The 20505-nt window shown below is 63.9% G+C and carries 17 protein-coding genes, 1 tRNA gene and 1 pseudogene; 5 read left to right on the forward strand and 14 right to left on the reverse strand.

Annotated features, from left to right (window positions below):
• Positions 1-45 precede the first annotated feature (45 nt).
• From aroC to aroL, 8 genes are read right to left on the reverse strand one after another with little or no spacing between them, the layout of a single operon-like run.
• Positions 46-1104, reverse strand: coding sequence for a chorismate synthase (gene aroC / locus CHB73_RS07890; RefSeq protein WP_089273864.1), 1059 nt, complete (start codon positions 1102-1104; stop codon positions 46-48).
• Between the two features lie 14 nt (positions 1105-1118).
• Positions 1119-2315 (reverse strand): HprK-related kinase B, encoded by a 1197-nt coding sequence (locus tag CHB73_RS07895; RefSeq protein ID WP_089273867.1) that lies wholly within the window; start codon positions 2313-2315, stop codon positions 1119-1121.
• Positions 2312-3232: a GAK system ATP-grasp enzyme gene (locus CHB73_RS07900; RefSeq protein WP_089273869.1), complete on the reverse strand. Its 921-nt coding sequence runs from the start codon at positions 3230-3232 to the stop codon at positions 2312-2314. Before CHB73_RS07900 ends, CHB73_RS07895 begins: the two co-directional genes overlap by 4 nt.
• An 11-nt stretch (positions 3233-3243) precedes the next feature.
• Positions 3244-4887: a PhoU domain-containing protein gene (locus tag CHB73_RS07905; protein ID WP_089273871.1), complete on the reverse strand. Its 1644-nt coding sequence runs from the start codon at positions 4885-4887 to the stop codon at positions 3244-3246.
• A 1-nt stretch (position 4888) separates the two neighbouring features.
• Positions 4889-5161, reverse strand: a complete 273-nt coding sequence (locus tag CHB73_RS07910) for an amphi-Trp domain-containing protein (protein ID WP_179216953.1) — start codon at positions 5159-5161, stop codon at positions 4889-4891.
• Between the two features lie 17 nt (positions 5162-5178).
• Complete coding sequence (locus CHB73_RS07915) at positions 5179-6318, reverse strand: hypothetical protein (RefSeq protein ID WP_089273875.1); 1140 nt, start codon at positions 6316-6318, stop codon at positions 5179-5181.
• 50 nt (positions 6319-6368) lie between these two features.
• Positions 6369-7013: a GAK system XXXCH domain-containing protein gene (locus CHB73_RS07920; protein ID WP_089273877.1), complete on the reverse strand. Its 645-nt coding sequence runs from the start codon at positions 7011-7013 to the stop codon at positions 6369-6371.
• Positions 7014-7053: 40 nt separating this feature from the next.
• Positions 7054-7617 (reverse strand): shikimate kinase AroL, encoded by a 564-nt coding sequence (gene aroL, locus CHB73_RS07925; RefSeq protein ID WP_089273879.1) that lies wholly within the window; start codon positions 7615-7617, stop codon positions 7054-7056.
• Positions 7618-7797: 180 nt separating this feature from the next.
• On the opposite strand from aroL, the gene CHB73_RS07930 reads away from it, so the two are divergent.
• Together CHB73_RS07930 and CHB73_RS07935 are read left to right on the forward strand one after the other, a co-directional pair.
• Positions 7798-8811, forward strand: a complete 1014-nt coding sequence (locus CHB73_RS07930) for a DUF933 domain-containing protein (protein ID WP_089273881.1) — start codon at positions 7798-7800, stop codon at positions 8809-8811.
• Positions 8812-8839: 28 nt separating this feature from the next.
• Positions 8840-9061, forward strand: a complete 222-nt coding sequence (locus CHB73_RS07935; RefSeq protein ID WP_089273883.1) for a ferredoxin — start codon at positions 8840-8842, stop codon at positions 9059-9061.
• A 49-nt stretch (positions 9062-9110) separates the two neighbouring features.
• Here CHB73_RS07935 and CHB73_RS07940 read toward each other — a convergent pair whose 3' ends face one another.
• A complete protein-coding gene (locus CHB73_RS07940; protein WP_179216954.1) occupies positions 9111-10853 on the reverse strand; it encodes a glycosyltransferase in 1743 nt (580 codons plus the stop codon).
• 232 nt (positions 10854-11085) lie between these two features.
• On the opposite strand from CHB73_RS07940, the gene CHB73_RS07945 reads away from it, so the two are divergent.
• Both CHB73_RS07945 and CHB73_RS07950 read left to right on the forward strand, forming a co-directional pair.
• Positions 11086-11277 carry a hypothetical protein gene (locus CHB73_RS07945; protein ID WP_089273887.1) on the forward strand — a complete coding sequence of 64 codons (192 nt, stop codon included), beginning with the start codon at positions 11086-11088 and terminating at the stop codon, positions 11275-11277.
• A gap of 81 nt (positions 11278-11358) precedes the next feature.
• A tRNA-Phe gene (locus tag CHB73_RS07950) sits at positions 11359-11434 on the forward strand.
• Positions 11435-11528: 94 nt separating this feature from the next.
• Here CHB73_RS07950 and CHB73_RS16425 read toward each other — a convergent pair.
• The 5 genes from CHB73_RS16425 to CHB73_RS07970 all read right to left on the reverse strand — a co-directional run bounded on the left by CHB73_RS16425 (position 11529) and on the right by CHB73_RS07970 (position 19415).
• Positions 11529-13592, reverse strand: a complete 2064-nt coding sequence (locus tag CHB73_RS16425; RefSeq protein WP_143337336.1) for an ATP-binding protein — start codon at positions 13590-13592, stop codon at positions 11529-11531.
• Positions 13593-13662: 70 nt separating this feature from the next.
• The gene (hsdR, locus tag CHB73_RS07955; RefSeq protein WP_089273889.1) at positions 13663-15981 is read right to left on the reverse strand and encodes an EcoAI/FtnUII family type I restriction enzme subunit R; all 2319 of its coding nucleotides are present in this window, start codon (positions 15979-15981) and stop codon (positions 13663-13665) included.
• Positions 15978-16829, reverse strand: coding sequence for a BRO family protein (locus tag CHB73_RS07960; RefSeq protein ID WP_089273891.1), 852 nt, complete (start codon positions 16827-16829; stop codon positions 15978-15980). The genes hsdR and CHB73_RS07960 overlap by 4 nt, the downstream gene beginning before the upstream one ends.
• A gap of 10 nt (positions 16830-16839) precedes the next feature.
• Positions 16840-17856: a restriction endonuclease subunit S gene (locus tag CHB73_RS07965; protein WP_218819371.1), complete on the reverse strand. Its 1017-nt coding sequence runs from the start codon at positions 17854-17856 to the stop codon at positions 16840-16842.
• 104 nt (positions 17857-17960) lie between these two features.
• Entirely contained in the window at positions 17961-19415 is a 1455-nt protein-coding gene (locus CHB73_RS07970) for a class I SAM-dependent DNA methyltransferase (protein WP_089273895.1), read from the reverse strand.
• 307 nt (positions 19416-19722) lie between these two features.
• Between CHB73_RS07970 and CHB73_RS07975 the strand changes: the two are divergent.
• Positions 19723-20468, forward strand: a pseudogene (locus CHB73_RS07975) (transposase); the annotation flags it as partial.
• Between the last annotated feature and the right edge of the window lie 37 nt (positions 20469-20505).

Consider the following 20505-nt stretch of genomic DNA (forward strand, 5'->3'; position numbering starts at 1 on the left):
ATGGCTGCTTGTCGGTGGGCTGGGCCAGCGGTCGCGGGCTTCGGGCTATCGGCCCAGCCTGCGCTGCAAGAGGACGAAGTCCGCCAGGACCAGGGCGGCCATGGCCCCCAGCACTGGCACGATACGGGGAATGGCGCAGATGTCGTGCCGACCGCCGATGGTGATGCTGCGCGCCTCGCCGTCGCGGCTCACGGTCCGCTGGGGCAGGGCGATGGACGGGATGGGCTTCACCGCTGCGCGGACCACGATCTCCTGCCCGCTGGACATGCCGCCCAGGATGCCGCCCGCGTTGTTGGACAGGAAGCCCTGCGGGGTGATGGGGTCGTTGTTGGCGCTGCCGGTTGCGCGCGCGCTGGCGAAGCCCGCGCCCACCTCCACGCCCTTCACCGCGCCCACGCCCATCAGCGCGCAGGCCAGGCGCGCGTCGAGCTTGTCGAACACAGGCTCGCCCAGACCGGCGGGCACGCCGCTGGCGCGGAGCTCCACCACGCCGCCCAGGGTGTCGCCCTGCGCCTTCACGGCCTGCACGCGCTCGGTCCAGGCGTCCACGGCCTCGGGGTCGGCGCTGAAAAAGGGCCGGTCCTGCGCGCCGTCGAAGTCCCTTGCCTGGGCCGGAATGCCGCCGAGTTCGATGGTGGCGGCCCGAACGACGATGCCCAGGCTGTGCAGGAAGGCCCGCGCCACGGCCCCGCCCGCCACGCGCGACACGGTTTCCCGGCCGGAGGAGCGTCCGCCGCCCCGGTAGTCGCGCAGGCCGAACTTGGCCTCGAAGCCCAGGTCCGCGTGGCCGGGGCGGAACACGTCCTTGATGGCCGAGTAGTCGCGGGAGCGTTGGTCCTCGTTCATGATGACGAAGCCGATGGGCGTGCCGGTGGTCAGCCCCTCGAACACGCCGGAGAGCAGGCGCACGGTGTCGGATTCCTTGCGGGCGGTGGCCGCGGGGCCGCCCTGGCCGGGCTTGCGGCGGTCAAGCTCGCGCTGGATGGCCTCCTCGCTTACGGCCAGGCCCGGCGGGCAGCCGTCCACCACGCCGCCCAGGCCCACGCCGTGGGACTCGCCAAAGGTGGTGAGGCGAAACAGGGTGCCGAAGGTGTTGCCGCTCATGGTGGTGCTCCTGGTCAGGGCTTGGGGTGCAGAAGGTCGAGACAGGCCTCCGTCGCCGCGGAGAAGATCGAGCCGCCCGAGAGCTCCAGGGTGGGCACGCCGGAAAGGGCGGCCAGACAGTCCGTTTTGGAGAGCCGCGCGCGGGCGAGGGCGTGGGGCAGGTAGAACACGCCGGGGGGCTTGCGCAGGGCCGGAAGCAGGTCCGGCCGCTCGGCGAGCGCCACCCGCCGCGCCCGCATGGGGCCGCCGCCGTGCTTCCAGTTGAGCACGGCCAAGCCGGCCAGGGGCGCGGACAGGCGGAAGCGCCCCGGCGCGCCCCTGGCGGTGCTGCGGGCTGCGGGCTTGTGGGCGCTGAAGCACTCGTCGATGATGGCGTCGAACTTGTCCTCGATGCCGTACAGGGCCTGGGGCGGCAGGTTTGCGTAAGCCGCGCGCAGCGACCGGGGCAGGGCGCGGGAGAGGAAGGGCGCCAGCTCCGGATTGCCCAGCGCGGTGCCGGGGTTCAGCCGGGGATGCTTGGGGATGCCGTGCAGCACGGGGCCGTGTCCGGGGCTTGCCGGTTCGATGAGCACGCGGTCGTTGCTCAGGAAGTCCAGTCCGCGCGCGGCCAGGTGCAGGGCCAGGGTGCTTTTGCCCATGCCCGCGAAGCCGCACAGGGCCAGTCCGGCGCCGCCCCGGTCCAGCGGCAGGGCCACGCCCGCGGCATGGCCAAGCAGCCAGCCCTGGGCCACGCGGCGCTCCATGTAGCGCGCGCAGATGAAGTTCACCAGCTGGTTGCGGTTGGCCGCGCAGGGCCCTATGGCGATGTTCCGGGCGAGCCCGGAGGCGCTGGCCGGGCCTCCGGGGCCGAACAGAAAGAGCATCCCGGTGGCCTGCTTGCGCACCAGGCGGCCCAGCACGGCGCCGTCCGCGCCGGGGAAGTCGGCGAAACGCTCCTTGTCCGGCCGCTTGCCCGGCAGGTGCGGACGCACGGCCAGGGGCACCGGCGGCTCCTGCGCCGGGGCGTCCAGCAGCAGCACGGAGATGTCCGCCTCGGCCGCGCCGGGGCTCGCGAAGGGAGCGAAATAGGCGCGCAGATCGTCCATGACGGCCTGGGAGTTGCCCCGCACGCAGACGCTCAGCTCCTCCAGCCGCAGATGGAAGCCGAAGGAAGCGGGGAAGCGCGCGGTCCAGTCCCCGGCCAGGGCGTCGAAGCCCGGGGCGGCGCTCACCCGGCGAGCTCCTTGAGGGCGTAGGCGACGAAGGCCTCGGCCACGTCGATGCCGTGGGCGGCCTTGAGGCCCCGGAACCCGCCGAAGGCCGAGACCTCGAAGACGTAGGGGCCGTCGGCGGTAAGGGCCACGTCGACGCAGGTGAAGTCCAGGCCGAAGGGCGCGCCAGCGCGCCAGGCCAGATCGATGATGTCCTGCGGGGGCTCGAAGGGGGCGTAGCGGCCGCCGCTGGCGGTGCTGGTGTTCCAGGCCGCGGGGCCGTCGTCCTGGGCGTCGGGCTCCTTGCGGCGGGCGTAGGTGCCCAGATACTGGCCGCCCAGGAAGCACACGCCCAGGTCCTGGCCGCGCAGGTCCAGGGCCTTCTGGATGTAGAGCACGGGGTTGCGCGCCTGGAAGCCCGCCACGGCCCGGACCAGCTCCGCCGCGTCCAGGGCCTCGGCGTCCACAAGGGCCATGCCGCGCGCCTTGGAGGTGAACAGGGGCTTCAGGATGGCGCGGCCGTATGCGCGCAGGGCGTCCAGGGCCTGCTCCGGGTCCTCGGTGATGGTGGTGGGCGGCAGGGGCACGCCGACGGAGGCCAGGGTGACGGTGCAGGCCAGCCGATCCACCAGCCGCAGGATGCGCGCCGGATCGGAAAACACGCGCACGCCGCGCGCCGCGGGAATCCGCAGCATCTCCAGGCGGTCGAGCATCTCCGGAGAGTAGCTCCGGGCGACTTTCTTCACGCACAGGGCGTCCAGGGCGCACAGGTCCACCGGCCGCCCCAGCTGGTCCGGGCACAGAAGCCGTCCGCCGGGCAGGTCCAGCCGGGCGCGGTCCAGGTCCACCAGAATGCGTTCCCCGGTGGCCCGGCCAACGGCGTCGGCCAGAACTTCCGAGGACCAGGCCCCGTGGATGCCCACCACTGCGATGCGCATGGCCGCCTCCCCTAGTAGAACAGGATGGGCCTGGGCAGGCGGTAGTCCTCCCAGGGCTTGCCCTGATGCGCGGCCAGGCCTTCCATCAGGTAGTGCGCGCGCTGGAACATCTCCCGCGCGAAGTCGTAGTTGAGCTCGAAACGCGTGCTGGTGGCGAAGGAGCGCGCCAGCCCCATGGCCAACCGCGCCTGCCAGGTCGCGTCGCCGATGTCGTCGGCGAAGTCCGCCGCGTAGTCGTAAAACGAGGCGATCATGTGGTTGATGCGCCGCCGCATGGCCGACTCGAACACCGGGATGCGGAAGAAGGACACCAGGAACACGGAAACGTCCTGCACGAAGTCGCCCCGGCGGGTGCGGTGCAGGTCCACGTAGTGCACGCGCGGCGCGCCCTGGTCGAAGACGATGTTGTTGGCGTTGAAGTCGCCGTGCAGCAGCACGGTCATGGGCGCGCGCAGGGCGCCCTCGATGTCGCGGCAGCGGGCCACCAGCTCCTCCGTGCCGGGTATCGCCGCCGCGCCCAGCTGCGCGGCCTGGCGGAAAAAGTCCGGATGCACGTGGCGCACCGCGGCCATGCGCTCGGAGAGCTGGCCCATGGCGTCCAGCGGGGCCTCGCCCTTCTCCAGCGTGGAGCGCCAAATGTCGCCCACGGTCTGCTCGAAGATGAAGATGGCGTCCTCCAGCACATCCTCGGCCGCGGTGAGCACCACTTCCGTCCAGGTGCAGCCGGGCAGGAACTCCACCAGCATGGAGGCGCTGTCGCCCTCCTCGTGATAGCTGAAGATGCGCGGCCCGGTGCCCGGCGACACGCGCGCCCAGAACTCCAGGTTTTCGCGTTCGCGGCGGATCTTCTTGAGGTTGCCCTCCTTGAAGATACCGCCCTGGGCCACGTCGGACGGGGCGGCCTTGGGGCTCACCCGGCCGATGCGGCAGCCCGAGCGCGTGCCCCAGATGGAGCGGAAGTCGATGTCGCCCAGGTCGCCCTCGAAGCCGGTCTTGGAGAGGGTCTGCTGCAGGGCCTGGAACTGCTCGATCTTGATCTTCTCCCCGATGACGGAGAAGAGCAGGGCCTCGCCGATGTTCAAAAGCGAGTCGCCGATGCGCTCCAGGTAGCGGAAGATGAAGATGGCCGTGACGCCGTTCTGCACGTCGCGGCCCAGGCGCATCTCCTCCATCAGGGCGTCGAAGGCGTCCTTGTACAGGCTGTCCAGGTCGAATTCGGCCCGGCAGATGCTGAGCGCGCCCGCAACCTCGGCCCTGGAGCGCACCTCAAGGATGCGCGAAAGGCCGTCCTCGATGATGTCGAAGAGCGGGCCGGGCTTGTGCCGCGACAGCACGGAAAGATCCTTGAGGTAGCGCATCTGCCCGGCGATGTTCACGCAGTAGTCGGCGATGCGCTCCAGGTTGGCGGAGATGATCTGCACGCCGCGGATGCGGTCGATGTCGCGCTTGGAGAGGCCGCGCGCGCCATGGATGCGCGAGTAGCACTTGTCCTCCACGATGTTCTTGAGGTTGTCGATGTAGTCGTCGCGCGAGACGACCTTGTCGTACAGCTCGTGGCTGGGCGCGGCCACAAAGGCGCGCGTGTCGCTCATCTGCCCGGTGACTTCAAGCACCAGGAAGCGGAAGTTTTCCTCCAAGCCCTCCAGGGAGTTCATCTCAGGCCTCTATTTTGAGGGTGTTCCCCTGCTTGGGGGTTTCCTCCTCCGGGCAGCGCCAGGAGATGGTCAGCGAAAGCCGCCCCGCGCCGCCGCGCTTGCGCGCCTTGACGGCGAAGGTCAGCAGCTCACGCGGCTGGAGCACGAATTCCTCCTGCCCGGCGCTCACCACCAGCCGCCCCTTGTGCAGCCCCTCCATCACCGCCTCCAGGTACTGCCGAATGCTCTCGGCGTCCTGTATGGATTCGAACACGAATTTCTGGTCGTAGCCCATGCGCCCTCCCCCGGTGCCTAGCCGTCCAGCCGGGCGGCGTATTCCTCGATGACGCGCGCGCGGTCCATGTCGGCCACGATGAGTTTCTTGCCGATGGCGAGGTCGTCCCATGCGGGCTGCAGACCGATCTCGCGCCGGGCCTTGGCCGGATCGCTGACGGCCAAGGTCTTTTCGCCCATGTGGGTGTCGTCGCCCATGAACACCAGCATTCGCCGCTCGCCGTCGCGGCGCAGGCGGTTCTTCTCGCACAAGACGGAGATGAGGAACTCCGTGTAGCGCTGGGACTGCGGGTTCCAGACCTCGTAGCCGTCCACGTCGTAGTTGGCCAGCAGAATGGGCCAGAACTGCTCCGGGTGGGGAATGACCACTCCGCCGCCAAGGCCCCGGACTTCCTCGATGAATTCCGATGTGCGGTAGAAATAGGTGAGGGGGAAGCGCGCCTTGACCACGGCCTTGACCTCTTTCAGGAACACCTGCACGCGGTTGGCCAGGGCGTTGCCCAAGACCGGGCGCTGGCCCTCCACGAAGTTGCGCACCAGCTTGTTTTTGATGGCGTCCACCGGGATGCTGCCCTCGTGCTTTTCCAGCAGGGCGGCAAGCTTCAGGCAGCAGGCCCGCGCGCAGGCCACCACGGCCTCGTCCGAGCCGGACTCCCGCGCGGCCAGGGCCAAGCGCTCTTCGTCGGGTTTGGTCACGGTGAACAGATAGTCGAACAGCTGGCCCGAGCGGTAGGCGTGGGTGTGGGCCAACATGCTTTTGAGCACATGGGCATCGCCCATGCGTTCGGTGCGGAAGTGCAGCAAAAGCTGCACCTTCTGGTTGAAGCCACGGGAGTAGCAGTCCACCTCCACCCCGGAATAGGGTCCGTACTCCAGCAGTTGGTTATGCTGGGTGGGAATGATGAGGCTTGTGCGCATGGCCGGGTAGCTGGCCTCGATGCGCTGGCGGAGCAGGTCCATGGGCACGTGCTCCGGGTGCCAGTGCACGGCCAGCACGGACTGCTGCGCGGGCATGACCACGCCCGGCGTGCGGATGCGTTCGCGCATGGCCGCATCGAGCGTGGTGTCCACCAGGACGGCGAAGAGCCGCTCGTCCGCCTCGGTGACCTCCGCCGTCAACCCGGCCGCCAGACCGTCGAGATCGAAATCTGCCGTCATGCATGGCTCCTTGTCCCGCGTGGCGGGGCGTTCTGTATCGGCCGGCCGTTTCAACGATACTGCGCGTGGCAGGCGCTTCTGCGCCGTGCAAGGCGCGCCAGAACCTGGGCACAGGCCGACACGTCGCGCGCGTCGAACGCCCGGCGCAGGGACTGCGCGTCCTCCAGAAAAGCGGTGTTGCCCCGGGCCAGCTCCCCTGCCTCCGGCCCGTGCGCGTCCTTCACCGGCTGCGGCAGCGCGGCCATGCCCTCGGCCAGGGCCAGGAAGGACTCCAGCGTGTCGCGCTGCGGCACAGCCCCGGCTTCGACGGCGCGCGACAGGGCCGAAAAGTCCGCCTGCAGGGCCTTTTTGAGCTGGCGGTACTTCTCGCGCGCCAGGGCCTGGGCCTCGCCGGGCCGGGGGCTGGCGGCTTTCCCCGGCGCTCTCGCGGCCATCTGGCTCCCGGCCGGAACAGGATTCTTGCCCTGCGTGCGCGCCTGCCCGGCCGTGATCCGCACGGCAAACCCGCCGTCCTCCCGCGCCTCGGCCACCAGTTCCAGCCGCTGCGCGGACCCCTGGCCACAAAAGGGCTGCACTCCGGCGAAGTCGCCGCCAGCGCGCCGATCCCCCGCGCCCTCCAGGGCGTCGGCCAGGTCGCGCAGCACACGCGGCAATCCGCCCGCGTCCACGTTCTTTTCATACATCCACGGGCACATGGGGCCTCCGCGTCGTCACGGCCGGGGCCGCGCCGCCATGCTACGAGATTCGGCCCCGCCCGGCAACCGCGGCCTTGTCGCCGCCGATGCGCGCCACCTCGGCCAAGGCCAGGTCCAGCAGGTCGTCCAGGGGGGCCTCCGCCGGGAGCACCGCGTGGGCGCAGGAGAGATACACGGCCCCGCGCTCCGCGAGCACCCGCGCGATCTCCTCCGCCACGCCGCCGCCCGTGAGCGATGGCCGCTGGGCCTCCAGGGGGTTGCGCAAAAGCCGCTCGGCCAGCGCCTCGGGCGAGGCTTTCAAATAGAGCACGATGCCGCCGGAGAGCCTATGGCGGTTCTCCTCGCGCAGCACAATGCCCCCCCCGCAGGACACCACCTGGCCGGAGAACATGGCCACTTCGGCCAGCGCCACGCTCTCGGCGTCGCGGAAGGCCTCCCAGCCGCCCGCGTCCACCAGTTCGGCCACGCTTTTGCCCGTGCGCAGGCGCACCCGCGCATCCGTGTCCACAAAGGGCCGCCGGAGCCTGGCCGCCAATTTCCTGCCTAGCGTGGTCTTGCCGCTTGCGCGCGCGCCGATGAGATAGATGTTCCGCTCGCCCGACATGCCTTGCGCCTCCCCATGCGGGCAAAGGCCCGCGCAAGGCCCTCTTACGGCAAATCCGGTCCGGAGACAAACGGCCGTCCTCCCGCGCGGGGCATCACGCCTTGCATACGGCCGCGCTTGCGCCTAGGATGTTCCACTTCCGGGCGCTTGCCGCCCGCATCCCACACGCAAGGAACTGCAATGAAAACCGCTATTTTTGGCTTCTCCGGCTCCGGCAAGACCGACATGTTCGCCGCCCTGGCGGGCGAAAAGGCCGCAGGCGCGGGCAACCGCGCCATGGTCAAGGTGCCCGAGCCCCGCCTGGACCCGCTCATCAAGCTGTTCACCCCCAAGAAGATCACCTTGAGCGAAATCGAATACCTGGACGTGCCCGGCGGCGGCGGCAAGGGCCATGGCCTGGGCGAGCGCGTGTTGAACGACATCCGCCCGTACGACTGCCTGCTGTGCGTGCTGGACGCCTTTACCGGCCTTTCCGACCCCAGGCAGCAATTCGGCGCGGTTGAGGCCGACCTGCTGGTGAGCGACCTGGCCGTGGTGGAGAAGCGCCAGGAGCGCATGGCCCTGGACAAGCGCAAGAACGCCAGCCTGGTGGACGCCAAGGAGGAGGAGTGCCTGGCCAAGGCCCGCGCCCTGCTGGAGGACGAGAAGCCTCTGCGCCTGGACCCGGCCCTGTGCGCCGAGCCCGCCATGCGCGGCTTCCGTTTCCTGTCCGCCAAGCCCATTCTCTACGCGTGGAACGTGGCCGAAACCGCCATGGACTCCTTCGAGGTCCCGGCCGATGCGCCGGGCCAGATGCACATGAGCGTGTCCGCCCGGCTTGAACGCGAGCTGGCCGCCATCATCGACCCCGAGGAGCGCGCCATGTTCCTGACCGACCTGGGCCTTACGGAGAGCGCGCTCGACAAGGTCATTTCGCGCACCTACAAGCTGCTCGGCCTCATGAGCTTCCTCACCGCCGGGGACAAGGAGGTGCGCTCCTGGCCGGTGCGCGTGGGCGCAACCGCCCCGGAGGCCGCGGGCGTCATCCACACCGACTTCCAGAAGGGCTTCATCCGCGCGGAGGTCATCGGCTACCAGGACTTCCTCAGGGCCGGGGACTTCAAGAAGGCCAAGGAGCTCGGCCTTGCCCGCCTGGAAGGCAAGGAGTACGTCGTGCAGGATGGCGACATCATCGAATTCCGTTTCAACGTCTAGGACGCCGCGCTAAACCGGGAGGGACGCCATGCCGGGCCAGGATCTGCACGAAGTGTTGCTCGACCTCTCTCGCTGCAACGCCTGCTCCGGCTGCTCCGGGGTCTGCCCCGAGATCTTCGGCTGGGACGAGGACATGGAGCGGCCCTACCTCAGGCGGCACTTCGCCACGCATGACGAGGTGCGCGAGGCCATCGCCCTGTGCCCCAAGCGCTGCATCAGCGCCGAAGGCTGGCCCGAGGAAGACTACTAGCCACGGCTGCGGCGCGGCGCGCCTCCCTGGCGCCATGTCGCGGCAGGCCTTACGCCCGCGCCGCTCCATCGGGCCTGAAGCACTCCCCGCTGAGCGCCCGGCGGATGCGTCCCTGCGGGTCGGCCTGGGCCAAGGCCTGCTCGCAGACCGCGCCATGTCCCGCCTGAGCCGCCGTGTGCAGGGCCAGGCGCAGCTCCTCAAGCCCCGGACCGGGGCGGAAGCACCGCAGCGAGGCAAGCCCCAGCGCAAGGTTCACGCGCCAGTCTTGGGGCTCGCGCAGGCTCAAATCGGAAAGCAGGCCCACGCGCAGGGCCTCGGCGCCGGGTTCGGCGGACAGCAGGGCGTCCAGGGCGCGCAGTGCCTCGGTGTTGCCCGGCGCACGATGCAGGACGGCGTACAGGCATTCGGCGGCGCTTGCGGGCACATGCCGGGCCGGGTCGAAGCCGAAGCCGCCGCGCGGGGGAACGCCCAGAGCCTGGAGGCGCGCGGCCCAGTCTAGAAGCGCCCGAATGCGCCCGGCTTCCGGATCGCCCGGCGCGGGCTCCGAGGAGGGGATTCCCGCAAGCCGGCCGAACCGCAGGGCGCGTTCCGTGTCGGGCTGGCCGGGAGCCGCCGCGCCGAGCCCCAGGCACAGCATGGAGCATGTGCAGGCCAAACGCGGAGCACCGGCCGACATGGGCTGAAAGAGCCGCTCCTGGTCGGCCTCGATACGTCGCAAGAGCGCGCCGACGCCTTCCTCGTCGTCGTGCAGCCTGGCCAGACGCAGCCGGGCGTCAAGGACAAGGGCCTGCGCATCGCAGGCGTCCAGGGCCTCCGGGGCCATGTCCGCAAGGCCTGCGGCGGCTCCGGCGTCCATGCGGCCGGCCTCGCACAGCCGGGCGGCGGCGAGCGCCAGCCAAAGCCCCGCGTCCCGCGCGGTCGCCCCCCGGCGTGTGGCGGCGCGGGCGGCGTTCAGCACGGCCTGCGCGCGCGCGGTCGGCATATGGTCGGCCTGGGCGCGCTCCCATGCCGCGCGGCCCATGGCCTCGGCCAGGCGCGGACGGGCGGCCAGCAGCCGCAGGGCGTCCGCAAGCTCCAGGGCGTCGCCGCACACGAGCATTTCGCGTCCTGGCGCGAACAGCGCCTCCTGCTCCGGCCCCAGGTCCTGGGCCAAAACAACGCATCCGCAGCCTGCGGCCTCGAAAAGCCGAAGATTCACCTCGCCGGTGATGGATTCATTGGGCACGACCCTGGTCTGGCAATAGAAATCAAGCATGGCGTCCACGTCCAGACCGTCGGCCAGCTCGAAATCATCGGGCGCCACCTGGCGCATGAGCGCAGCCAGCCAGGTGCGGGCGGAGCGCGTGGGGCCCAGGCGGCCGACGAACCCGGAAAGGCGCGGGCGCTGGTCGAACGGAACGAAGGGCCTGTTCTGCGCGTGCCAGGGAAGGTGCAGGGGGGGCGGCGCTCCGCAGTCGGCCAGCTGCCGCGCCCAGCGCGACTGGGTGGAGAAGGCCACGTCGAACAGCCGGACATAGGGCGCCTGCCAGAACGCGTTCAGGTGCGGGTCAAGCGCCCAAAACATGCGCACGGCCGTGACCTCCTCCAGTCCGGCCAGCAGCAGACGCGGCCCCAGGCGCTCGAACTGGAGCAGGATGTCCGGTTCAAAGCCCCGGCGCGACAGCTCCTCGGACACGTCGAACACTCCGGACAGCTCCGGCGCAAGCACAAGCACCTCGCAGCCGAGTTCGCGCAAGGCTTGGGGAAGCGGGCCGGAAGGATGGACGAGGCAGACGCGCAGCGGCTGATTCATATGTCGCATCTACACGAGTTTTTTGGAAATGACTACGAAAAATGAAATGTGCGTAGCAGGGGTAATCCCTCACTCAAGCAGGGTCGATAAGACGCCAACGAAGGACATCGCAGGGGGCATCCTGTCCGGGTGACGCTTCTTGACCAAAGCGCTGCACAGTCCTTCGGCACCGCGCGCACGGGGCATGACCAGCAATCGGCGCGCGGGGTCTTGAGCCGAACGGGAGGGGCACATGAACAATGGTGACAGCCGGTCGCTTGGGCCGAGAGAAGGTCCGCCGAGCGTCGTGGAAGATGAGGACGCGCACACGGAGCGCCTGGCATATCTCGACGACCTGAAAAGCCAGATACGCAGCGGTGTGTACCGGCCGGAGGTGCGCGACCTTGCGCGCTCGCTAGCGAGCATGTTGGTGCGGGATCTGTAAGAGAAGAGGAAAGGGCTCGGGCCGTGCATTTTTTTCTTGCCAAGATGCGGGCACTTCGGGTAGTTGACCTTTCTCACGCACGCCGAGGTAGCTCAGTTGGTAGAGCAGGGGACTGAAAATCCCCGTGTGGGGAGTTCAATTCTCTCCCTCGGCACCAGAGAATACAGGCCCTTACGAGGAAACTCGTGAGGGCTTTTTCGTTGTGGGGGTGATTTGTCCCACTCCTGTCCCACTTTTGTCAAAAAAATGGGTTACTTCAACCGCGAATCTTCGAACTGAATCGCTCTAAAGAGTTCGTCGAGAACCCTCTGAAATAGAACCCAGAACTTATCTGGTATCTCTTCACCCGTCCCCGCGAGATCTTCCGCGAGAAATTCATCAAGCTGGTCGTTGACTACTTTTTTGATATTCAAATGATTAGAATTAATCCTGTACATTCGTACGCGGACCAAAGCCTTATGCAGCACAGGGTATGCTGATTTGATTGTTGTCCAAAAATAATTGTTATCTCCTATACTCTTCCCGTATGCATCTATGGACTCAACAAATGCAAGGTGAAGTGGATCGATGTTTTTATCGAAATCGTCCCACGAGACAGGCGGAGCAATTTTAGTTAATCTATCAGCATAAGGAAAAGAATTTGGGCCAAAAAGCAATGGGGCGCAATCTTTATTTTTTATTCTCTTTTCGAACCCACGCAAATCGGCAATGATCTCTTCAACGCGCGTTTGGACAAAACTGGTGCGCTCATCAGCAGGTACGACAGGATAAAAAGTCGGGCGATCATGCTTTCTTGCATCTTCAATTGCAAGATACTCAGCAACTACATCTACGGTGATATAGGGCGAATCGCCCTCGTTGCTAACTATACCATAGAGATATAAGTATCGCCCAGCAGACGACGACTTCGTTGTTTTAACAAAGTAGACATATTCGCCAAGGGCTAAAGATTCTAGCAGTTTGTACTCTTCCGGATAGTAATCAGAAAGCTCACTGATGACGTGATTGATATAAAAAACTAGCTCACGATCACGAGTACTAGCGTGGCCCTGGATCGCGTTCGCGGTAATCTTCGAAGGAAAAGATGTTGTGAATTTTCTTGAGTGCTCTAGCTCATAGGCACATGCTAAGCGTGTCAGTAATGGGTGTCCGCCATAGCTCCGGTAAAGAAATGTGATCGCCGAGTTATCGAATACAGACCCCGAGACTTTTGATAGCTTTTTAATCATATTTGATGTTTCAGATTCTGAAAATCCCTTAAGGTAAATTTGGTTTATTATACCAAAGAGAGGATTTTGCTGCCCCTCAAAGCGGTCTATGTCCGAGCACAATGAACTTAATCCTGCAACCATAATGCTTAAGTTGCGGTTGCTTGTTTGAAAAGACCGAATAGTTTGGAAAAATCGCCTATAATCTTCAGCCCAGTGCTTTTCTGCTGCTGTTGGCGGCGTAATTTGCTCAATCTCGTCAAACATGATGACAATGCGCTCTATCCCTGAGCGTTCACATTCGCCAACCACCTTAGCGAAAGAGGCTCCAGCTTCTGTTTCCGAGAACGAATGGCGATTTTTTTGAAGTTGTTGTGCAATTTTCTCAATAAGACCGTTCCAGCGAAGCATGTTGTTTGCAGTATCTTGTAGCTGAACAAGCAAAAATTTAACCTGCGCGGACTCCAACTGCCGTTGCAATTTCAATAGAAGTGAAGTTTTCCCAGTTTTTCGCAACCCAAAAACACCGGTATTCTCTTTCTTTTGATATGATTCAACGGCCTTGTTAATTTCTTTTTCTCTTCCAAAAAAGTACACATCTGATTCAATTGGAAGATTGTCTTTGAACTTGTTAACCGCGAAGTAGTTTTTCTCAATTTCTTTAAGCACATGCGAGACTGGCTGGTCGAGGACTGCTTGGGCTCTGAGTGGGATTACAACTTTTTCATCTTTGTGCTCAAGCATATATGATGCAACCCAGCTCTCAGGGTCTTTATTTTCGGATACCAGGAGATACAGCGTTGATTCAACGCGCCCCTTTGCTGGCAAAGAGCTCATGTATCTGTCTATTGCCTGAAATGTGCGTGGCTCTAATGTCTCAAACTTGTTGTAGACCATTAATAGCTCATATTCTAAGCTGAATAATTCTTTTATGTGATCACTTGGTGACAAAAATGCCACAGTAATCTCAGTCCGATGTGATATTATTTTCGTCGCCCTTGTTATCCTGAATCCAGATGAAGAAACCTTCTCGATAACACTTTTGGCCCTTGGATGCAGTGATGCAAGATCAACTTCGCTATGCACATCATCGCATGTCTTAGACATTTGATTCTCCAACGAGTGTTATTGTTTGTACAGAGATGGTCTTCAACCGACCGTCTGTTCCCTCTTTGCCCTACCCCTCATACAAATATCTCTGAAACCCCACAAACATCCCCCGGATTTCCTCCGGCTGCCCAAGCTCTGCCGCAGCGTCGGCGATGGCGCTGTACTTGAGCCGGAGCAACGGTGAGAGCTTCTCCTGGTCCAGCTCGTCCACGCCCTCCCGCACGTACTGCGAGAGCACGAACTCCAGGAACGCCTGCTGCTTGTCGTTAAAGCGAGTATGCACGGCCTGGCGGGCCTTGTCCGCCCGTTCTGCGCGGGTGAACGGGTGCAGCGCAAAGGCCACATACGCGAGCACATCGAACAGGTCGCTGTTCTCGGCCTCGATGATCTTCTGGATCTCGGCCATGGGCTCCCTGCCGAAGCCCTTTTCCGCCAGGCCGAGCAGGAACGCCTTGCGCGTGCTTGGATCGCTCCAGATTTCTCGCAGCTCCTCTTCGTCCTTGAAGAAGTCGGGCAGCACGCCGTAGAGGCTTTCCAGGAACTGCGCGGCGGACATGGGCCGCCCGTCGGCGCTCCAGAAGCTCGTGGCGGCCATGAACTGAATCGAGCGCTCCTTGCCGTCGGCCAGCCGGACTTTGATCCTCTGGGGCCGCTCTGGCGGCTTTGGTGACTCTCCAGGCCTGGGCTTCGGCTCGCCTGGGGCAGGCCTTGGCGTTGGCGCTTCGGGCTCGATGGGCTCGCCGTCCCATTCCGGGTCGCTGAAGTGGTGGTGCGCCTTCACGAAGTCGTAGATTGTGAAGTAGTCCTTTCCGTCGAACAGCCGCGTGCCGCGCCCGATGATCTGCTTGAACTCGATCATGGAGTTGATGGGCCGCATGAGCACGATGTTGCGCACGTTGCGGGCGTCCACCCCGGTGGAGAGCTTCTGCGAAGTGGTCAGGACGGTCGGAATGGTCTTGTCGTTGTCCTGGAACTCGCGCAGGAACTGCTCGCCCGCCGCGCCGTCGTTGGCGGTCACGCGCACGCAGTAGTTCGGGTCGCGGCAGGTCTTCATCTGGTTGACCAGGTCGCGCACGGCCAGGGCGTGGTCCTGGGTGGCGCAGAACACCAGGGTCTTCTCGCGCTGGTCGATCATGTCCATGAACAGCTTTACGCGGAACTTCTCGCGCTCCCGGATCTCGATGACGCGGTTGAAGTCGGTCTCGACATACCGCCGTCCCTCCTCCACCTCGCCCTCGATGAGCTGGTCGTCCGGCGTGTACACGTACTCGTCCAGGGTGGTGGCGATCTGTTTGACCTTGAACGGGGTCAGGAAGCCGTCGTTGATGCCCTCCTTGAGCGAGTAGATGTACACCGGCTCGCCGAAATAGGCGTAGGTGTCGGCGTTGTCCGTGCGCTTGGGCGTGGCGGTAAGGCCCAGCTGCACGGCGGGCGCGAAGTAGTCCATGATGCCGCGCCAGTTGCCCTCGTTGTTGGCCCCGCCCCGGTGGCACTCGTCGATGACGATGCAGTCGAAGAAGTCCGGCGGATAGTCGCCGAAGGAGGGGCTGCCGTCCGGGCCGCACATGAAGGTCTGGAAGATGGTGAAGAAGATGCTGCCGTTCTTGGGCACCTTCCCCTTCTTCCTTATGCTCTCCGGGTCGATGCGCACCAGGGAGCCGGGGCTTGTGTCCTCAAAGGCGGAAAAGGCGTTGTAGGCCTGATCCGCAAGTATGTTGCGGTCGGCCAGGAACAGGATGCGCGGACGCCGCGTGGGCGCATTGCCGCTTTTCCAGTCCAGCAGGTTCCAGCGGCTGTGGAACAGCTTCCAGGCGATCTGGAAGGCTATGAAGGTCTTGCCCGTGCCGGTGGCCAGGGTGAGCAGCACGCGCGATTTGCCCTCCGCGATGGCCTCCATGACGCGGTTGACCGCAATGTCCTGGTAGTAGCGCCCGCCGAAGGTGCCGCCCCTGTCCTCGAAGGGCACGGCTGCGAAGCGGTCGCGCCAGGCGTTTTGCGTGGCAAAGGTGCGGCTCCACAACTCTTCCGGGCTGGGGAACGCGGGCGCGTCGCCCTCGGCCCCGGTGTCCATGTCGATGCCATAGATGGCCTGGCCGTTGGTGGAGTAGGTGAAGCGGGTCGCCAGCTTCTGCGCGTAGCGCTTGGCCTGGGCTGCGCCCTCGGTGTGCGGCAGGTCCCACTTCTTGGCCTCGACCACTGCCAGTTTGCGGTTGCGGAACACCAGCACATAGTCGGCGATTTCCGGCCTTGTGCGCGTGCCTGCGCCCTGCAAGCGGCCTTGGGTGATTTGGAATTCGCGCAGAATGCGGCTGCCTTCCACCACGCCCCAGCCCGCCGCTTTCAGGGCGGGGTCGATGTGCTCGGCGCGGGTTTCGGCTTCGTTCATGATTTCTTGGGGGTTAGCGGCTTCTTGGCGCTTTTGCTTGGCGGCAGCATGTTGTCCCCGGTCACGACTTTGGTTCCAGTCCGTTCTTCCAGCTCTTGCCGCGCCTTGCGGGCGATGGCTCCCCCGGTCTTGGCCGCCTGCTGGTTTTCCCCCATGCCTGTCGCCTCGACGCTCTCGGCTATCTGCCGGGTCGAAAGCTCGGCCAGTGCCGTGAAGATCAGTTCCGCCTCGGTCATGTGGTCGCGCAGGTTCTGGGTGCTCAGGCCCTTTAGCCCCTTGTGCGACTTCACGCTGACGCCGGACCACTCCTGGTGGATGATGTTGGTGAGGATGGCGTATTCCTCGCCCTTCTTGATGTCGTGTTCGGACCAGTAGTCGGTGAGCTTGTTGCGCGTCTGCTGCCCGAGCATGCGCTGCTGAATCCACTTCTCGCTGCGCCCGTGCTGTTGCCAGGTTTCGCGGGCGCGGTTCAGCGAAAGCGCGGGGTCGGCCATTTCCTGCATCCGCTCGTACCCCACCTTGGCCAGCCAAAGCTTGATGGGCTCGGCCCTGGGGCTCGGCACGGACTGCACAAGGCGCAGCAGCGTCTCGGCGGTGGCGACGTCGGTGAGATATTTTTTGCCGTCGGCTGCGGTCAATTTCAGTCGGTTACATTTTGTAACCAACTCGCTTCCTTCCTTCCCAAGACGGTTTTTCAAGACCTTCCAGTAGTTTCTGGCCGCTTGGTAGTCCGGCTGCTGGGTCAGCACCTGCACAATGTCGACCACGGAAAACCACCAGATTTCAGCCGCTTCGTCGTAGACGCGGCGAATCTGGTGCTCGTCGAAAAGGGCGGTCTGCGTTTCCATATGCCTGCCCCTATAACTCGCCGCTGAAGGCTTTGTGAAGCAGGGATTTCTTGAGTTCGTCCAGGGCGGCCTGCTTTTGCTGGTAGATGGATTCGAGGCGCTGAACCTCAGTGCTGAGGTCGTCCAATTGCTTCGTGATCTCCTCTTGGACCGAGAGGCTTGGGAAAAAGAAAAGTTCGTTTTCAAACGTGCCAAGGTTGATATTGTCTTGAGCGCTTCCTTTTCCCTTAGCCTTCAAGGCTGCTTTCACGGCTTGGAGCAGGTATTCAAGGAAGTGGTTGCTGGTATGCTTATCGTCGACGACTATGCCAATCACACTATCTGGGAAGCAGGCATCAAAGTTCAAAATGCCTGTCTCTGCAATGTTCGCAGCAATGGTTATACAGAGCGTTCCTTTCGGCCAAAGCTTGCTTTGCGCAAGCCCAGCTTCGCTGTAGGTCTGCGTGTACTCGGTAATCAGGTGCTCTGAATTTCGGACATCCCCGGTCTGGATGAAGGGATACGGCCCTCCGTAGAGTTTGGGGGCATTGCGTGGCCGGTGCTTGGATTTGCCCCGCCCAAAGTCTACGGCGACTTGGCGTAGTGTTTTGCCTTCCCACCCCTCGCCCCGCTGCGTGAACACCGCCTGCAAATGGCTCTCGAACAACTCCCGCGCGTTTTTGAGGTTCTGCTCGGCGTTGGCCTTGGCAGTGGCGATGCCGTCGAAGGCGTCGTCGAGGAGGGCGACGATGCGCTGTTGTTCGGGGAATTGTGTGTATCTTATATTAATAGATTTCAATAGTTTGTAGTGCCGCGCATACCCGAGAGAATCAAGGTTAACACTCTGGAGTTGATAGTAGAAAAATTTAGTAGAAAGGAACTCCTTTGGCAGGAGAATTTTCACACCGTCTGCACCAATCACAAAGTCAAAGTCCACGTATTTTAGAACTTTTGTGTGGTCGCCAAAAATTATGACAGGCCTGTCTACTCGGTAAAGTGCTGTGTCATCATCCCAGTAACCATTAATAAAGGCGACTTCCTGCGACACTATCGGGTGTTGGCCCTTTTCCAGAAAATCCTTTCGCTGAACCTTGGGCGTGTAGACTACATGCAGGATGCAGTCTTCGAAAGGACGAGTCTTCCACCCCTCCTTCACAACAGCCCCCTCACCCTCGCCAGCACTTCCGCGCTCTCGGCGTCGAGCCGGGCGATCTCGTCCATGATGTCTTCCGGGCTGCGGAGAGAGACCTCCTCACCGCCCTTCGGGTTCTTCACCGAGAGATCGAAGGTGCCCTGGTCGATGCTGGCCGCATCCACGGACCAGGACTGCGGCGAGTCGGCAAAGGTCTTCTGCTGGGCCAGGAAGTCGGCCAGGTCGTCGTCGTTCAGCGGGTTGGTCTTGCCCATGTTCCGGCCAGGGTTCAGCTGGTAGTACCAAACCTTGCGCGTGGGCGCGCCCTTCTCGAAGAAGAGCACCACGGTTTTTACGCCCGCGCCCTGGAAGGTGCCGCCCGGCAAATCGAGCACCGTATGCAGGTTGCAACTCTCCAACAAGAGCTTGCGCAGGCTCACGGAGGCGTTGTCCGTGTTGGACAGGAAGGTGTTCTTGATGACGATGCCGGCCCGGCCCCCGGCTTTGAGAATCTTGATGAAGTGCTGCAGGAACAGGAACGCGGTTTCCCCGGACTTGATGGGGAAGTTCTGCTGCACCTCCTTGCGCTCCTTGCCGCCAAAGGGCGGATTGGCCAGCACCACGTCGTAGCGGTCGCGCTCCTGGATGTCGGCCAGGTTCTCGGCCAGCGTGTTGGTGCGGATGATGTTCGGCGCCTCGATGCCGTGCAGGATCATGTTCATGATGGCGATGACGTAGGCGAGGCTCTTCTTCTCCTTGCCGTAGAAGGTGCGCGTTTGCAGCGTGTCCAGGTCGCTGGTGGTCAGGCCCGGCGTGCGGGTCAAGGAGTCATAGGCCTCGCACAAAAAGCCCGCGGAACCCACTGCGCCGTCGTAGATGCGCTCGCCAATCTTGGGTTGCACCACCTGGATGATGGCGCGGATGAGCGGGCGCGGGGTGTAGTACTCGCCGCCGTTGCGCCCGGCGTTGCCCATGTTCTTGATCTTGGCCTCGTAGAGGTGCGAGAGTTCGTGCTTCTCCACCTGCGACCGGAAGCGCAGCTCGTCGATGTGCTCGATGATCTCGCGCAGGTTGTAGCCGCTATGGATCTTGTTCTTGATCTCGCTGAAGATCTCGCCGACCTTGTACTCGATGGTGTTGGGGCTGCTGGCGCGCTGCTTGAACCCGCGCAGATAGGGGAACAGCTTGTGGTCCACGAACTCGGTCAGGTCAGGCCCGCCCAGCGCAGTGTTGTGGTCGAGTTTGCCGTCCGGCCCTTTGGGCGCGGCCCAGCTTTCCCAGCGATAGGGCGCGTCGAGGATGAATTCGTAAGTCTTGCCGGAAAGCACGGCCTCCATGGCCTTTTCGCGCTCCAGGTCGTCCAGGTACTTGAGGAAGAGCAGCCAGGAAGTCTGCTCGGTGTAGTCCAGTTCGGTGGCGCAGCCAGCCTCTTTCCAGAGGATGTCGTCAACGTTCTTGAAGGCTTGTTCGAACATGGGGCGCGGGTTCCTTGCAGGGGGCGTTTGCCGGACGCGGGCCAGGGCGGGCGAGCGCGAGGCTGGAGAAGTCACTAGCGGCTAGGCCAGGGTATGTCAAAACGGGGAGGAGAGGTGCGTGATACTCGGCCCATGCTACCCTACCTTTGGCCCATGCTACCCCGAAAAACCGCCATGCTCCCCCGCAAGGGAAATGCGCAAGCAACGTGACCCGTCTGCCCCTTTTCGGACCAGTTGAAACTTGCGAGAGCGGCCCCCAGAGAAGCAAGGGGGAGCCATGAGGAAGGGATGATTTTCCGAGGAGCAGATGGTGGGCATCCTGCGCGAAGCCGACTGCGATCCGGTGGCCCAGGTGGCCAGGAAGCACGGCATCAGCGAGCAGACGATTTACACCTGGCGCCAGCGCTTCAGCGGCATGAACGCTGACGAAGTGAAGCGTCTGCGGCAGCTGGAGCACGAGAATTCGCGCCTGAAAAAGCTTCTGGCCGAGCGCGACCTCGAAATCGAGGTGATGAAGGAGAGAGCCGCAAAAAAATGGTGAGCGTACCCGCCAGACGCCAGCAGGCGGCCTTTGCGCTTCGGCGCGGGGTGTCCCAGCGCAAGGAGTGTGCGCTGTTCTCCTAGGCCCGTTCAGCGCTCTGCTACGAGTCGCGCATGGCGCTTCGGGACGCCACGCTCGTGGCGTTGCTGATGGTGCGGCCGGCCCAATACCCCCGATACGGCTACCGCCGGATTGCGGTGTTCATGGAGCGCGAAGGCCATAAAATGGGGCCGGACAAGGCCTACCGACTCTGGTGCGCGGCAGGCCTGCAAGTGCCGAGGAAGCGTCCTCGCAAGCGGGTTGCAGCCTTCCGGCCCAGGCCAAGCGCGCCGAGTGTCGCCAACGGGGGCCGGGCATACGACTTCGTATTCGACGCCTGCGCCAACGGCCAGCAGGTGAAGTGCCTGACCGTCGTCGATGAGTTCATCCGCGAGAGCCTGGCCATCGACGTTGCCGGGAGCATCCGTTCGGGCCGTGTGATTGGAGTGCTTGCGCGCCTTGTCAGCGAGCGCCCTCGGGCAGGGCGTTGGGGGACGGGTGCAGACCGCC

Origin of the sequence: Humidesulfovibrio mexicanus (assembly GCF_900188225.1) — a bacterium.
Taxonomy (GTDB): domain Bacteria; phylum Desulfobacterota; class Desulfovibrionia; order Desulfovibrionales; family Desulfovibrionaceae; genus Humidesulfovibrio; species Humidesulfovibrio mexicanus.

What these genes read in the sequence shown, in the direction of transcription:
- aroC (WP_089273864.1), bottom strand. Translation starts at nt 1,104, where the DNA reads ATGAGCGGCAACACCTTCGGCACCCTGTTTCGCCTCACCACCTTTGGC.
- CHB73_RS07900 (WP_089273869.1), bottom strand. Translation starts at nt 3,232, where the DNA reads ATGCGCATCGCAGTGGTGGGCATCCACGGGGCCTGGTCCTCGGAAGTT.
- CHB73_RS07905 (WP_089273871.1), bottom strand. Translation starts at nt 4,887, where the DNA reads ATGAACTCCCTGGAGGGCTTGGAGGAAAACTTCCGCTTCCTGGTGCTT.
- CHB73_RS07910 (WP_179216953.1), bottom strand. Translation starts at nt 5,161, where the DNA reads ATGGGCTACGACCAGAAATTCGTGTTCGAATCCATACAGGACGCCGAG.
- CHB73_RS07915 (WP_089273875.1), bottom strand. Translation starts at nt 6,318, where the DNA reads ATGACGGCAGATTTCGATCTCGACGGTCTGGCGGCCGGGTTGACGGCG.
- CHB73_RS07920 (WP_089273877.1), bottom strand. Translation starts at nt 7,013, where the DNA reads ATGTGCCCGTGGATGTATGAAAAGAACGTGGACGCGGGCGGATTGCCG.
- aroL (WP_089273879.1), bottom strand. Translation starts at nt 7,617, where the DNA reads ATGTCGGGCGAGCGGAACATCTATCTCATCGGCGCGCGCGCAAGCGGC.
- CHB73_RS07930 (WP_089273881.1), top strand. Translation starts at nt 7,798, where the DNA reads ATGAAAACCGCTATTTTTGGCTTCTCCGGCTCCGGCAAGACCGACATG.
- CHB73_RS07935 (WP_089273883.1), top strand. Translation starts at nt 8,840, where the DNA reads ATGCCGGGCCAGGATCTGCACGAAGTGTTGCTCGACCTCTCTCGCTGC.
- CHB73_RS07940 (WP_179216954.1), bottom strand. Translation starts at nt 10,853, where the DNA reads ATGAATCAGCCGCTGCGCGTCTGCCTCGTCCATCCTTCCGGCCCGCTT.
- CHB73_RS07945 (WP_089273887.1), top strand. Translation starts at nt 11,086, where the DNA reads ATGAACAATGGTGACAGCCGGTCGCTTGGGCCGAGAGAAGGTCCGCCG.
- CHB73_RS16425 (WP_143337336.1), bottom strand. Translation starts at nt 13,592, where the DNA reads ATGTCTAAGACATGCGATGATGTGCATAGCGAAGTTGATCTTGCATCA.
- hsdR (WP_089273889.1), bottom strand. Translation starts at nt 15,981, where the DNA reads ATGAACGAAGCCGAAACCCGCGCCGAGCACATCGACCCCGCCCTGAAA.
- CHB73_RS07960 (WP_089273891.1), bottom strand. Translation starts at nt 16,829, where the DNA reads ATGGAAACGCAGACCGCCCTTTTCGACGAGCACCAGATTCGCCGCGTC.
- CHB73_RS07970 (WP_089273895.1), bottom strand. Translation starts at nt 19,415, where the DNA reads ATGTTCGAACAAGCCTTCAAGAACGTTGACGACATCCTCTGGAAAGAG.